Source organism: Alteromonas gracilis, from assembly GCF_002993325.1.
In the GTDB taxonomy this organism is placed as follows: domain Bacteria; phylum Pseudomonadota; class Gammaproteobacteria; order Enterobacterales; family Alteromonadaceae; genus Alteromonas; species Alteromonas gracilis.
Map to the genome: position 1 here is coordinate 23,765 of NZ_PVNO01000003.1, position 15,200 is coordinate 38,964.

A 15,200-nucleotide genomic window follows, 5' to 3' on the forward strand; every position below is an offset into this window, starting at 1 on the left:
CTCCTACTCGTCGTCGAAACTAAATTGCTGTTGACCTGAAGCTCTATTATTTGAGCTTGACGAGTTTACCCTCGCTCCACTTGTCAGCGTGTCATCCGATTGCGGTTCACTTGCAGGCGCTTCGCTTTCAAGGTCATAGGCTTTGTCTTGATAGGTGTGCGTACCATCCCTACTTGCGAAAATAGCATCGAGTTGGTTAAGTAAGCATGAAGGTATATCAGTATAGAACACGCCTTCCCCTTGCTCGTTTTCTGGATGCATTCCGCGTAAATAAAGGTAGTAGACGCCTCCAAAATGAATATCGGGATCATAATCTGGCAATGTATTGCTTAAATAACGATGCAGTGCCAAGCAATAAATTAAATACTGTAGGTCATAAAGGTGATGCTGATTGTTACTAAAAAGCGCTGAAGGTGTATAGCTCTCTAAGGTATCTCCTAACCAAGTCGACTTGTAATCAGCAACAAAAAACTGCCCGTTATGCTCAAAAATCAAATCGATAAAACCATGCATCATACCTTGTAGTTTTGCGGTTATTAACTGTGGAGCGACTTCAGCGTCACCACCTAGGGTAACTGCGACGTCTTGTCGATGGCTTGTTAGAACCTCTTTAAGCAACGTCCATTGTGTGTCGTTCATTGGAAAGTAAAATTCCGCCTCACGCAGGGTTTGCTGAAGGGTCAAATCACTCAAACTTAGTTGCATATTAGGATATAACGGCGTTTGTAAGACTTCGTCTAACCACGCATATAGAAAAGGCGTGCGCTTTTCATCTAATCCAAAACGATTTACTAATTCTTTGCCCGTCTCTTCCCAAGTAGGGGCACTAAAATCGCTATGCTCTAAAATATCGTGGAGCAAATTACCCGCGCTTGCTCCTTTTTCAAGCGTAAAACGCAAGTCACTCCGGGTCACTAAACTCATTTCGACAAATGGGTTGTGGTGTAACGTCGTCTCATCGAGAATCTCACCATCAGCAGATAATGTATTGAGCGCGAATATTTCTTCATCACGAATAGTTTGAAGTACAGGGACACTTGGAAGGTTTTGGTTTGTGTCTTCGGCTGTTTCAGCGTTATTCACTGGGCCAGTAGTTGTTAAACGGCTCATGGCTGAAAACGAATAAAGCCGCCATTCCTCGCTTGCGGTGCCGTTAAATTGAAGTGCCGTAAGTTGAGGAATGACTTCATTTTGTTCAAAGCCTGAATACACTTCCACAAACTCATCACCGTCTATATAGCTTGCATGAGATTCGTCTTCTTCGGCCACACGGCGTAATACACTCGACCAGTCATTACCCAATCCTTCTTCCCCACTCACGCCTAAAGCGCGCGCCAATGCGCTTTTTTCGTTATTTGCCAGTGGAATAACCCCCATGTAACAACGATGTGCTGCACGCGTTACCGCAACATAGGCAAGGCGCATGTCTTCTGCCTCACTTTCACTTTGAACCCGAGATATGGCTTGCGCAGTTTGACCTAGCTGCATTTGCAAATCTTGCTTCTCTTCATCGTAGTAGGTAAATATTTGAGACGTCGAATTACCATTTTTTGCCGCATCACGATAGCCCGTTGCATAAGGGATAAACACAATGGGGTATTCAAGGCCCTTTGAACCATGCTGCGTGATTAAACGAATTAGCTGGCTATCACTTTCAAGGCGTAACGTAAGCTCTTCGTCACTTTCTGGCTTGTGAATTTGTTTATTTAGCCAGTCGAGTAGCTGTTCAGGTCGTTGGTGCGTGGTACTGGCTTTTTCTAGCACTTCTGCAAGATGCTGGTAATTTGTTAGCGCTCGCTCCACGCTATCAGCGTGAGGGGTATAGCTATCTTGCATTAGGTGCAACAGCACACTCATGCATCCTTTTTGCAGCCACATATCCCGCAGAGACAATACTTTGTCCATCGCTCTATCCCACGTTGCATCATCTTCGTGATAAAGCAGTTCGATAAGCATCTGTGGACTATAGCCCCAAAGCGGGGACGCTAAACTAGAAGCGACTTTACTCGTATCGTTTGCGTGCCATATACCGTTAAGCAGCCTGAGGACATCCTTCGCTTCGGCACTAGCAAACAAATTGCTTCGATCGCTCAAATACACACAGGCTAACCCCTTTTGCTGAAGCACATTTTTAATAGCCCCAGCCTCAGTTCTGTCTTTCACCAAAATAGCGATGTCTTGAGGTTTTACAGGCCTAGCCTCGCCATTTCTTAATTCAAAGTGTGCCTCGTTAAGTAAGCGATAGATCTCTTGCGCAATCCATTGGGCCATTTTCCGACGCATGATGTTGGTATTTTCTTTATCCTCCAAACACATGCTTACGTAATTCATTGCGCTGCGTTGATTAGCAGGGTCTACCAACGGTGTTTTAGCCGCTGCCGCTTTAGACGTAAATTCAACGGGGTTATATTTGATGTCGAAGCCAAACACATCTGTGGGTGCATTCGATGCGACAGGTGCGCCATAAAATAATCGGTTGTAAGCTTTTACCATTCCCTCTACTGAACGCCAATTTGTGTTCATGACCCAGCGATAGTCTGCTTGCCTACCGGCTTTCAAATAGGTAAAGATATCTCCTCCGCGAAAGCGATATATAGCTTGTTTGGGGTCGCCTATCATTAGAAGCGCACTGTCTCTAGCCGACGCGCTTTCCTCGTTATCGTTTAAAAGGTCTGCTTCTGTTTGTGAGGTCGAATTGCTTGATGCATTGGGATAAACCGCGTCCAAAATAGCGTATTGCTTGGCATCCGTATCTTGGAACTCATCGATAAGCGCCACTGGAAACTTTTTGCGAAGTTCAGGTACTAGTGTGTTGTTTGGCTTCACTACCTCATCAGCCAGCATGCGAATTAGATCATCAAAATCAATAAGGCCAAGCTGCTTTTTCTGCTTATCAACACGCCCTTTTATAAATCCAATAGCCTCTACAATCAGCTGAAATACCGGCACTTTAGCAAGGGCCTTTTCTTTTTCGCCAAATACCTTTTTCAACGTAGCAGCAAATTCTTTAACAGGTGTTAGGATTTCCTTAACACCAGAGGAATTTCTCGCATAGCGAGTTCCTTTAACAAAGGCTTCTGCTTCAGGTGGTGGTAAATAATACTGTGCATTCTCTACGCACGAGCGCAACCAGCTTTTTAGCGCAGCTAATTCCTGCGGCCGTTCTTTTCTATGTGCGGGGGTTTTAATAAGCTGCTCAACCAATAACCCTTCGTTTTCTTCCACGCTTTGCAACAAGGTTTTTACATAAGCCAATGATGTATCAGGCAATTCATCCAACTGCTTTTGAAAGGCATGCTCGATATCTTGCTCGCTGAGCATTAGTGGGGTCAGAGTACTTTTTATGCTGGTACCAAATTCAAGCAATAGCTTTTCAGGTGTATGCCAGCCAGACTCTGCCAACAGCCGAAAGTCATCTTCACTTTTGCTCACCTTTCGGATGTAATCTTCTGCTGCCTGAAGATACAAGTCGCCCGTGTCATTGCCTAAATTTAACGACATGGCAAAGCCACTGTTAAACGCCAGCTGCGTGATCACGTGCTGACAGAAGCCATGAATGGTGAACACAGACGCTTCATCTAGCTCAAGTTGCGCTGCTTTTAATAAAGCCAAACTTTCATCAATATCAAAGCTATTAAAAAGATGCTGGTAAACAGGGTCGCAGTCGTCTTTAATTTTATTACCATTATCTTTAGCTTCTTGCCAAATCAGTAACGCTTCTCTCAAGGTTTTAGCAATGCGCCCTTTTATCTCTTCGGTGGCAGCCTTGGTAAAAGTCATTACCAATATTTCTTTTACGGTAAGCTTTTTCTCTAGTAGCAAACGTAAATACAACCGGGTGATATTGAAGGTTTTTCCTGTGCCAGCGCTGGCCTCAATAAGATGACGCCCCTTAAGCGGCATTGCCACGACATCGAGTAGCCGTGCATTATCCTTGCCTTGCTCATTGGCGTGGCGCTGCGTATCGATTGACATGTCGTTACCAGAGGATGGGGTAATATTACTCATAACTTCTCCTCTTGAGATGCGTTGTTCACCATAGCTAGTAACATAAATGCACTAAGATGCGGTACATCATTCCAACTAACGCCTTGAGGAAAAAGCCAGTTAAGGTAAGGGTTGTTCGCTATATCCGCACTAAATTGCCCGCTAGTTTGCTGCCAATCGGTTAACGCCCGCTGCAATTCGACACTCTCAAAAAGCGCCGCGGCATGAGCAACTATCTGTTGAACCTTCTCATCTTTTTCTTCGTTTGGCGCATCATCTTTGTCTACGAACGGACATATTTCGTCAATTGTCATTCGAAGCTGACTTAGCAATGCTTTGTCAGCTTCGCTGGAACTTTCATTTATTAGCACAAGCGCGCGCAGAACCTCGTTAAACAGAGAAGGGTTTACACTATCTACGATAGGTTTACTCTCAGAATTTCTCTTGCCGGGGATGATGCTGTCAAAAAGGCTTAGATACACAGGCGTTGGCGCGGAATAAATAGCCAAATAAAGCTGTTCGATAAATAATAGCAATTGCGCGGCGGTATCACGTTCAAACGCAGGAAAGGTTCGTTTCTTCAGGGTAGCTTCCCCTTTTTCCCACGAGCATGAATAGATTTCTAGTGGATAACCGGTATAGCTAGTCTCTTCATCGCTACATGAAAAAACCAACTGAGAGATGAAAAAGCCCAGCGCTCTGTGAGTGTCAACCTTTCCCGCGCAAAGCTCTACTAACGCATCGCTACCTTTGAATGCCGCAGTGCTGAAGGTAATATATTTCCCTTTAAATTGTGCCTTTTTAGGGGCCGCATCGTGAGGGCCCATAGCTTGACTCAGCGCTAGTGCCCCTTCTTTCCACATTTCCACTTCATCCATCGCCACAGGATTATTAGGGATATCCCCTCTAAGGGATGCATAGGTGATCACCTGTTCACTGTAAGTAAGTTCATTGGAGTCTTGTTCACCAGTTGCCGTGCGCTCTGGCGATGAAAAGATAGCGTCTAGCACTTGATAACGAAGCAGCGCATTAGTCTCAAAGGGTTCGCTGTTTTCAAGCAAGGTAAAGGATTGAGTTAGATTCACTCCCAATCTCTGAATTGCAAAATGCTCAAGGGGATCTTTAAACGCTCTGGCTATTTGCATATGTGATAAGCGTAATTCTTGGGCTGCAAGTGCGTTTGCTGGCTGGATAGTATCGGTTGCTGATTCGCTAGCCATGCCTTCTATGGATTGCCCGTCGTTAGCACTCTTTTCGATACTTGCTCGAGAATTATTTTGCTGAAGAGCATCGGCCAACCGCAGCCACCCTGTCTCATAGCTGGGCAACACACCAGAAAAAACCGCCTCGCTGAAAGGATGTAGTGGCGCATGAACCGCGTAGCTGTCTAAAGATAACGCGTAGCTATTTTCTAGCATATCCATAAATTCAGCCAACACAAGACTGGGCTGCCTTTCACTATTATTGGTGACATCATTACCTTGGTAGCTTAGATACAGGCTTTCCCGCGTTGAAATAATGGCTTCAAGGAATAAATACCTGTCTTCCAACCGCCTAGAGCGATCGCCAACTCGACGACCCGAGCCTGCCATTAGGTCGAGCCCTAAGGGGCTCGACTTGCGAGGAAATTCACTGTCGTTCAACCCTAATATACACACCTTTTTAAACGGAATACTTCGCATTGGAAGCATTGAACATACGGTGACTTGGCCGGTCATAAAATGGTTTCCCGCATCAGGCGAAGAGAACCGATTAAGTAAAAGATCGCGGACCTGACGCAACGTTAACTCGTGCTCGTAACCCGCTTCTTCGCATCGTGCGGCGAGATCTGCTGCAACCTTGGCAATAAGATCCCAGCTTTGCTGCTGATCATTTATCGGCATAAAGCAGGCGTCACGAAGGGCAATCAATGCCTTTGACCACTGTTGTGGTGTTCGCGGTGCCGTTAATTCCTGTGCAAATTCGCCCAGCAAGGCGACAACTTCGATAAGCTTGCCCAAGGTAAGGGCACTTTGCCCTTCTACATCAGGAATAGTAAGTAAATCACTTACTATTATTTCACTATCTGGCGCGAGCATTCCCATAAGTAATCGACGAATTCCCCACCACCAGCTGTAGGTGTCGTCTAAGCTAACGCCTTCTGAAACAGCAGTTTTATGGGCACTATTGAGCCCCCAATGGATATGCGCTTGTTTCAACCAAACCACCATTTGCTCGATATCATCTTGAGACACAGAAAAGCGCTTTTGAACAGAATCAAGCTGAAGATAATCTAAAATATCTGACACACCAAAACGGCTATCCGGTAGCTGGAGTAACGCCATGAATGCGGCAATGAGAGGCTCCGCATCCATCGGGCTTCTGTCGGCTATGGTGCAAGGGAGACGCACCTGCCCAGTACCGGCTAAAGATTTGGTGCCTACTCTGTGAAATACTGCGTCTACAAAGGGCGCATAATTTTCTATCGCAGGGCACATGACCAAAATATCAGAAGGTGTTCGATTTTTGTCTTGAGAAAGCCAATGCAATAAGTGATCGTGTAATACTTGGACTTCTCGAAGCGCTGAATGGGTGCACATCACGGTAACGCTGTCGTCGTTTTCTTTTAATTGACTGCCAATTGGCTGAGGATGTGCAGCGTGCAATATGTCGTTATGGATATATTCGAGCAGGCCTCTGCCATTAACCTGTTCGTTTGCACTATTCCCCTCGCCTACACCTTCAAAATCTGGCGAATCAAATGCACTTATCTCAAACGTGTCTAGCTCAGTAAGCAGGTTAAATAACTCTCGTCCTTGCTTGCCTAAATTACCTAGCAAAGGGTTAGACTGGTCTTCTTCCATCCACTTTTTGAGCCCCTCTAAACGAAGTAGCTTCGCTTGCTCGCTACTGCTTTTCGCTTCCCCCCAGTAATTGACACTTGGATTAAGATGAAAGATGTGAATATCGATATGCTGAGCGAGCGCGTCAAAAAACGCAATAAGTTGGGGAGCCATGGTATTGATAGCGAAAACAATGACACGCTTGGGCAAGTTAGCTGGCACTTTTCCCGCTTCGAGTGCTTCTAGCGTCATTTGGTGTAAGCGAGCAGGATGCAAGGGCTGATCTTTCGCTAAAATACGCCAAATTTCGCTTTGCCATATTTCCATGCCATCAAAGACGGCGCGCTCATTATTCTCCCATTTGAATAGCCAGTCTGGGCGGTAAAGTAAATACTGTTCATAAACGTCAGCCAATGCTGTTGCAAGCTGAAGACGTTGTAACCCTTGCTCTTGTTCACTGCCTGCGCTCTGCCAGTATTTGTTTACCTGCTCGAATGCGTCGCTATCCATTAACGAACTATCTTGAAGAATATTATCTATTCGCCACGTCAACACTTCTCGGCGATAAGGCGATTGCTTTGGTACCTTATCAGTTCCTAGTACCGTACGCGCAGTATTCCACATAAAGCGCACCGGCAACGGGTAGTCGATATTCATCGCTACACCGTGTTCGTTTGCTAACTGCATACTGACCCAGTGCTGCATGCCGGGGCTTTCAACCAAAATTGTTTCCGGCGTAAATACGCCCAAAGGCTGTTGACGTAAAAGCGTAGTAAGAAGAAAACTTAAATGTTCTAATTTGTTAGAGGGATATAGCGCAAGCAATCGAAAAATCCTTTGTAGAACGTGCTTTTAGATACAGTGTAGATACCGTGCACACATCGTCGACGTTATAATTTAGTGTATCGTATTCAACAAAGTAGTTAAGTTATTTCTCTAAAAATTAGATAAGCAAATGTCTTATGCGTAAAAAATAACGGTGGGAGTCTTTTTACAATAGCTTCATTCGCGCCTTTCATTAGCGATGTGCGAGTTGATGTTTCATAGATAAAAACATTGAACGTGATCAAGCGGATAAAAGAAAAGGTGTAAGAGCCACGTTTTTCGAGCAAAAAAAACCCACACAGACCTCAGGACACGAAAAATCTGTATGGGTAAGGTTTACGGTCTACTCAGTAACAACGTGAATAAGCGTTGCCTGGCACTCATTCACGTTAGCGCTACTGCGCAGCACTGTTAACACTTAAGATTTTGCATGTTGAGTGCCAACTTTTTAATATGTAAATATCAATAACTTAAATATTTTTCGAGCCGTGTACTTTATACTTAAGGTTTAAGCTTGGTGCAAATGCACCACAAGCAAGCACGGGGAAATACCAATGCGCATAAAGCCAAATAGTAAGGATGAACTCGCCTTTAAACGATAATTAGCGGTTTCTCACAAAGCACCATTCAAGTACAATTTCATCTTCATAAAACGCAATATAATTTCACGGTCAGGAGCAACAATGTTAACCGCGCAACAACTCGCCACCATGCTTTCTCTTCAAGATAAAATGAACGCAAAAGTAAACCCAGACTGGCTGAACGCAGGTTATGGCTACCTTCGTGCGGCAATGGTCGAGTCGGTTGAGGCTATCGAACATCACGGCTGGAAATGGTGGAAGGCGCAGCAGAAAGATTTGCCTCAACTTCAAATGGAGTTAGTTGATATTTGGCATTTTGCATTAAGCGCCTGCATTATCGAATACAAAGGCGATATTGAGGAATCTGCTAAAAGCATTGCCTCTGAACTGGCAAGCGGCAATACATTAGTTACGTTTGACGGTAAAGACTATGACGCATCAAATCAATCGCTTCTTGATAATTTAGAGTTAATGACCGGGCTCTGTGCCGCTAAGCGCTTTAGTGTTCCCCTATTCATGTTCATTGTAACTCAGTGCGAAATGTCGGCCGACGAACTGTATCGTCAATACGTAGGCAAGAATGTACTTAATTTTTTCCGCCAAGATAATGGTTACAAGGAAGGGACTTACGAAAAAGTATGGGAAGGCCGTGAAGATAACGAGCATTTAGTAGAAGTTATGGACGCACTTGACCTAACTAAGCCTGAGTTTAGCGACCTGGTTTATGAAGGTTTACGCGCTCGCTATCCTTCTTGATCGTGGTTGCATTTCGTTTAACACGATAAAGCAGCAGTTAACTGAGCGTTCAAGAAAAAAGCTCTGTCTATGACAGAGCTTTTTTGATATTTACCAAATTCGAGTGAGCTAATTGGCACGCCTACGCATCAACCCACACTAATTTGTCGCTGTAGTTACCCTGAATAATATTTTCGAAACGCTCTTCTAATACGTGACGCTTTACTTTTAATGTTGGCGTAAGCAGGTCGTTTTCAATGCTCCATTCGTTTTTCATCACTACCACACGATCCATAACCTGATGACTTTCCAGCTTAGCGTTGATAGCGTCGAAGGTTTTCTTAAGACTTGCTTCAATACCCGATTTATCTTTTTTCTGGGCCTCTTCGCTTAACACCAACAAAGCGACAGGCTGAGGTAGGTTCGTTCCCGTAACGCACACCTGCTCCACAATTGGGTTTTCCATAAACTTAGCTTCAATAGGCGCTGGCGTCACATACTTGCCTTTAGCCGTCTTAAATATATCTTTCAAACGGCCCGTAATTTTAACGTAGCCGTCAGCATCGATAACGCCTTTATCTCCGGTTCGCAAGTAACCATCTTCAGTGAAGACTTCGGCAGTTTTTTCTGGCTCGAGATAATATTCCAACATATTGCATGGCGACTTAACCTGAATTTCGCCCTCTTCAGAAGTACGAATGTCAACGCCATCATACGGTTTACCGATACATCCTATTTTATCGTGGCGGAATGGAACGCTACCTGTACCATAAGCGCTGTTCTCGGTCATCCCCCAACCTTCGGAAATATTGATGCCTATTTTGGCAAACCATTCTATTACCGCTGGTGCAAGTGGCGCCGAGCCGCTAGCCCATAAGCGAGCGTTGTTAATTCCTAAGCCGTTACGAATTTTCTTCGCTACAATCTTATTCAAAATTGGAATTTTCAGCAGTGTGTCTAGCTTCTTCTGTGGCATCTTCGCCAACACGCCCATCTGGAACTTCGTCCACAGGCGAGGAACCGAGATGAACAAGGTTGGCTGGCAGTGACCTACGTCACGCTGGAAGGTTGCCAAATCTTCTACGAAGTGGATTTTCCCGCCGCTGTAATAGCTTGAAAGCTCAACAAGCACTCTCTCAGTAATGTGTGCGAGCGGCAGGTAACTCATGGTGCGATCATCTTGGTTTATACCCAACTGATCTAACGATCGACGGGCCGCCCAACATGCAGTGTTGTAGCTATGAACAACGCCTTTTGGCTGACCTGTGCTGCCCGACGTATAGATAATAGTCATGATGTCGTCCATGTCGTGAACCGGCGAATCATCAATAGGCGCAATATCCATGAATTCATCCCATTGCTGTTTGGTAGCGATATTGGGATAAGGGAAAGCAACGGTTAGGTACTCGGCAGGAATAGAAGCAACCTGTTCTGCAGTATTATCTAGTTTGCCAACGAATAAAAGCTGTACGTCTGCATGTTTTAACACGTATTGGACGGTATCTGGCCCGGCTGTGGAGAATATTGGAACAGAAATGTGACCGGCCATCATTATGCCAAGGTCAACGATAAACCACTCTGCGCAGTTCTTTGAAAAAATGCCTATGCGGCTGCCAGCAGGATAATTCATTTCACGAAGACGTGCAGCGACTTTTCGAGCCTGTTCAGCAACTTGCTTCCAAGTGAAATCGTGATATTCACCCTTTATTGGTTGAGTAAGAAATACGTCGTCCCCTCGGCTTTTTTCCCAGTGGTACAACATACTCAATGGCGATGTTATTACTTCCGTAGTATTTGCTGTCATGTCTAGCGGCATAAGTCACTCATATGTTGTTATAATGTAGATCATTTTTACAATGATTTCACAGACTTCTAATAAGCCCTATTTTTAATTGAAAAACAAGCCTTTTAAACAAGCGTTTACATTATTTGCGATGAATAACAACACTTTGAGCGCTGAATTTAGTTTCCTTATAGTTAAGGCTTTTTAATTTTTATAGGTAATCCAAGCAAAACCCACAAAATTTTTTACCACGACTTAAACAACAACGGAATAATCTCTTGGCCCGTACATGGCTTCGCGTAAAAGTAGCCTTGGTGTAGGAAACACGACTTCGATTTTAATTCGTCAACCTGCGCTTTTGTTTCAACGCCTTCAGCTATACACGTCATCTTTAAATTGCTGGCAAGTGTGATGGTGGTAGTCACTAGTGCTTCATTGGCGTTACCAGGCGCCATTTCATTAACAAAGCTCTTATCAATTTTTAATACCGACAGCGGATAGCGTTTCAGGTAACTGAGCGATGAATACCCTGTTCCAAAATCATCCAGTGCTAGTACAAAACCTTCGTTAACAAAACGTTGAATTTGCCTAAGCGCGTTGTCGCTATCGTCCATCAATACGCCTTCTGTGATTTCAAAACGAAATGCTTCCTTTGGTAACCCAAACTCACCAAGTAAATTTAAAACGCCCGCCACATCGAACTCGGTTTTAAAATGCAATGCCGACAGATTAATTGAAACATATCCTTCAAAACCTTTCTCATACCATGAGGACAAGTCTTCAGCAGCTCTTCGCATCGCTCTGCGTGTAACTTCAATTATGTATTTGAGCTCTTCTAGCACGGGAATGAATTGATCTGGGTATAACGGCTCATCGTTCAGCCTTCCCCTCAACAATAGCTCTACCCCAACAGTCGTGTTGTTTCTGGAATCAATAATGGGCTGATAATGGTTAAAGAAGCCGTCTTCTGAGAACGCACGTTTTACCTTGTTTTCTAGCTGAAGTCGGTTTTTTGCTCGTTCGTTCATGTCGCTCGTAAAGTATGTAAAACCGCTCAGCGCATCTTTTTTAGCCGTATACATAGCTACATCCGCCTGCTTTATCAGTTCAGCGGGTTCTGAGGCGTCCTCCGGATAAAATGCCACGCCAATGCTGCAAGACACTCGAAGGACCTCTTCTGCTAATGAAATTGGTGTTTCGACCGACTCGATAATTTGCGAAACAAATGGACTTAAATCGTCGTCATTACTGACTTCTTCAATTACGATCACAAACTCGTCACCACCAAGTCTTGCAACAGTTCCCGACTCGGCCACAAGGTTTCTCATCCTGTTTGCTACAATACGTAGCAACTTATCGCCATAATCGTGACCTAGTGAGTCGTTAATTCCCTTAAATCGATCTAAGTCTACAAACATTACGGCAACACGGTGGGCGTTGTGACGTGCCAAGCCAATAGCGTGCTCTAACCTATCTAAGAGGAGTGGCCGGTTTACCAAGCCTGTCAGGCTATCATAGGTCGCAATTTTTAAGAGTTTGCGCTCCGCATTTTTTTGCTCTGTGATGTCCGATATAACAATTAGATAGTGATCAGCATCATAGGTTTCACCACTTACCGCTGTAATATCGATTAAAACATCGTAGCGTTTTCCGTCGGCACCATCTATTGTGGCTTCATCTTTCCAAAAATCACCACCCTGCATTTCTGGCAATTTTCCAGAAAGGTGTCTGTTCAAATTCGGGTAGCGCAAATAAAGTTTCGCTAGCTGCTTGGGTAAAGGTTCTTTACTGTTAAATCCAAACACCTGCTCAAATGCTGGGTTCGCAGCAACAAGGCGCTTATCTTTATCAAAGATTAAAACCCAGTCGCGAGTTTGCCTGAATGCATCACTAAACAAAGTCACCTGTTGCTGGGCTTTTTGTAACCTAAATAGCTGACGCTGACGCGATAACAAATAAGCGATCAAAAGACCAATAATAAGTAATGCGTATATCGTGTAAGCCAGCGGTGAACGAAGTGGCGCATAAGGCATGGAAAGAGTAACTTCAGCAGGAGTGACATTGAAATCGAAGCTTCCCGGTGTAGGTACGACCGAGAATACGTAGTCGCCAGGCTCTATATTGGCGATGGTAATTTTTGCATCTTCCGTAACGCCTTCTGTTACGGTTTGCTCCCCGTTAAGCAATTTATAGTAATATTTTACCTTTCCGACACCAGACATAGTAAGGGCTGAAAAATGGATAGTTAGCCCATAGTCTTCATAGCCTAAGTTAAAATGAAGCCCATTTAAGTTCGCAAGAGGTTGTGGAAGCACTCTATTATCTACAGAAAGTTCGGTAATCGCCGTTTGCTTACTAAGCAAACTTTTTCCAGTCTCTAAGTTTTCTAACTGTGACGGTGAAAATACGACCGCGCCGCTTGTAGAGCCGTAAACAAGCCGACCATCATTGAGCTTGAGAGACGCTCCCTGATTAAATTCAGACACACTCAACTCACGACCGTAGATGAAATTCTTTATTTGGCTAGTTGAAGGGTCATACCTGTGCAAGCCCTTATGGGAACTAAACCATATCTTCCCAGACTCATCTTTTTGAAGGCCATACACAATATTGGAAAGTAAAATATTGGAGTCATCTAAATTGTAGAGCGGCTCGAAGGTGTCAGCATCTATTCCAATAAGGCCTACACCACTGTAAGCAAGCCATAACACGCCCATATCATCGATAACCCAGGAACCTATAGAGCGGTCTCTGGCCCGTTGAAGCTCTGAAAATCTGTAAACAAGTTCATGACCGGAGGTTTTAGGGTCAATCAACCAAAGTCCGCCCTCGGTTGCGAAGAACAGCCTATTGTCATGATGGGGAGACTCCCCTAGAAAACCGAATGAAAAATTAATATCAAATACTCGGGGGTCGAGCTCTAAAGTAGAAATACGTTTTTGTTCAATGTCGTACCTTATAAAATCGGTAACCCCGATGAAGTAAAGCTGGCCATCACTTGCTAGCATTGCGCCTGGCGCGTAGGCGTCGAAGATAGAGGGCTCTCCACCGTTTAAAATAGCTGGTCGCTTCGACTCACCGGTTTTTGGGTCAAAAAGTCGAATTCCATTGTAGGATTGAATTACGAGTCTTCCATCAGACAGTGGAATGATGCGGTCGATTGCACCATCTCCCATAGACGCAAGCTCAGATTCTGAAAAGAGATATTTGTTGGACTCTCTAGACGTTAAATTGTAACGATTGAGTCCATTCTCTGTGCCTAGCCACAGTTCGTTAGGCTGTGTTTCGGCTAGGGCCCATATCACATGACTCGTAAGAACATCGCCGCTTCCAGTTCGCGTATTCTGTATTGAAAAGATATCAGCACTTTTGGTACCAAAATAAAGCGCACCCGCGTAAACAGAGCTAAGCCAAAGGTTTCCAGATTCGTCTTTTGCGATGGCTGATATCTTTTTATTTGATAGCTCGGTCGACCCATTGTGCGGCTCCAAGATATGTTCATACTCCCATCCGCTAGCTGTCTTATTTAATTCGTAGAGCCCTTTATTCGTGCCCATCCAAAATCCGTCGGCTTTATGCTGCACCATAGTCCACACGTTCCTGTCAGATACAGCTTGAGTGAAAACTCCTTCTTTCTCGCCTCGTAACTGCGCGAGGAAATTTGTTTTCTCTGCAACAAAAACACCCTGAACCGTTGTGATCCAAACCCTATCTTGGTTATCTACCATCAAAAACTTAGCGTTATCATTGTCAAGATTTTTCGGTATTTCGCCCAGATAGTTAAGCTCGCTAAGCGATTGAGATGGGTTATTTACATCTTTAGTGAAAACACCAGATGTGGTAGCAATAAGGAGCGTGTCGTCTATGGTAATCGCAGCGCGAATACTCTGATTATTATCGAGAAACTTTTCAGGAAGTCGTGCTACTGTCTCGAGGGTGTTGGTCTGGGTATTGAATCTCTGCACTTCTTCTGCAAGTGCAATGATCACTTGATTCTCGCTTTGCCAGTGAAAGGATTCTGCGTGCTGAATAAAGCCTTTTACATCTCTATAACTTGTAGGCTCTATCTGTTCAATCTTCTGAGTTGCCAAATCTAAATAAAAAACACCTCTACCGTAAACGCTAAACCAAAGTGATTCTTTTCCCTTTAATGAGAGCTTGTAAATTGAGGCATCAACTATGGAATTATTAGGGCCTTCTACTCGTTTGGCACGCACTCCATCCCAGCGAACTAACCCGCCTTCTGTGGCTATCCAAACAAACCCGTCTTCACTGAGGACGATGTCGTTAACGATATCCTGAGGCAAACCGTTTTTTGTCGAAAGCGATTGAAAAACCGGATTGGATAATCGAGGTGACGCTGCCGCCTGCCATCCCACCACAAAAAGAAACAGAAACAAATAAAAGAAACTTCGCATCGAATAAAGGTCGTTCGGTAAGATTTATTATTATTCACTTCAGTGTAAC

At 44.3% G+C, this 15,200-nt stretch carries 5 protein-coding genes; 1 reads left to right on the plus strand and 4 read right to left on the minus strand.

What is annotated here, in order from left to right; translation table 11 throughout:
• Nucleotides 1–3 precede the first annotated feature (3 nt).
• Together recB and recC are read right to left on the minus strand one after the other, a co-directional pair.
• Nucleotides 4–4,008 carry an exodeoxyribonuclease V subunit beta gene (recB, locus tag C6Y39_RS02175; protein WP_105929696.1) on the minus strand — a complete coding sequence of 1,335 codons (4,005 nt, stop codon included), beginning with the start codon at nucleotides 4,006–4,008 and terminating at the stop codon, nucleotides 4–6.
• Nucleotides 4,005–7,634, minus strand: a complete 3,630-nt coding sequence (recC, locus tag C6Y39_RS02180; protein WP_105929697.1) for an exodeoxyribonuclease V subunit gamma — start codon at nucleotides 7,632–7,634, stop codon at nucleotides 4,005–4,007. Before recC ends, recB begins: the two co-directional genes overlap by 4 nt.
• 683 nt (nucleotides 7,635–8,317) lie before the next feature.
• Here recC and C6Y39_RS02185 point away from each other — a divergent pair.
• Nucleotides 8,318–8,971 (plus strand): dUTP diphosphatase, encoded by a 654-nt coding sequence (locus C6Y39_RS02185; protein ID WP_105929698.1) that lies wholly within the window; start codon nucleotides 8,318–8,320, stop codon nucleotides 8,969–8,971.
• Nucleotides 8,972–9,092: 121 nt separating this feature from the next.
• On the opposite strand, the gene C6Y39_RS02190 is transcribed toward C6Y39_RS02185, so the two are convergent.
• Both C6Y39_RS02190 and C6Y39_RS02195 read right to left on the minus strand, forming a co-directional pair.
• A complete protein-coding gene (locus tag C6Y39_RS02190) occupies nucleotides 9,093–10,766 on the minus strand; it encodes an AMP-binding protein (RefSeq protein ID WP_105929699.1) in 1,674 nt (557 codons plus the stop codon).
• 212 nt (nucleotides 10,767–10,978) lie between these two features.
• Entirely contained in the window at nucleotides 10,979–15,151 is a 4,173-nt protein-coding gene (locus tag C6Y39_RS02195) for an EAL domain-containing protein (protein WP_105929700.1), read from the minus strand.
• Nucleotides 15,152–15,200: the final 49 nt, after the last annotated feature.

Coding starts and splice junctions, on each gene's coding strand:
- recB (WP_105929696.1), bottom strand. CDS start 4,008: ATGAGTAATATTACCCCATCCTCTGGTAACGACATGTCAATCGATACG.
- C6Y39_RS02185 (WP_105929698.1), top strand. CDS start 8,318: ATGTTAACCGCGCAACAACTCGCCACCATGCTTTCTCTTCAAGATAAA.
- C6Y39_RS02190 (WP_105929699.1), bottom strand. CDS start 10,766: ATGCCGCTAGACATGACAGCAAATACTACGGAAGTAATAACATCGCCA.
- C6Y39_RS02195 (WP_105929700.1), bottom strand. CDS start 15,151: ATGCGAAGTTTCTTTTATTTGTTTCTGTTTCTTTTTGTGGTGGGATGG.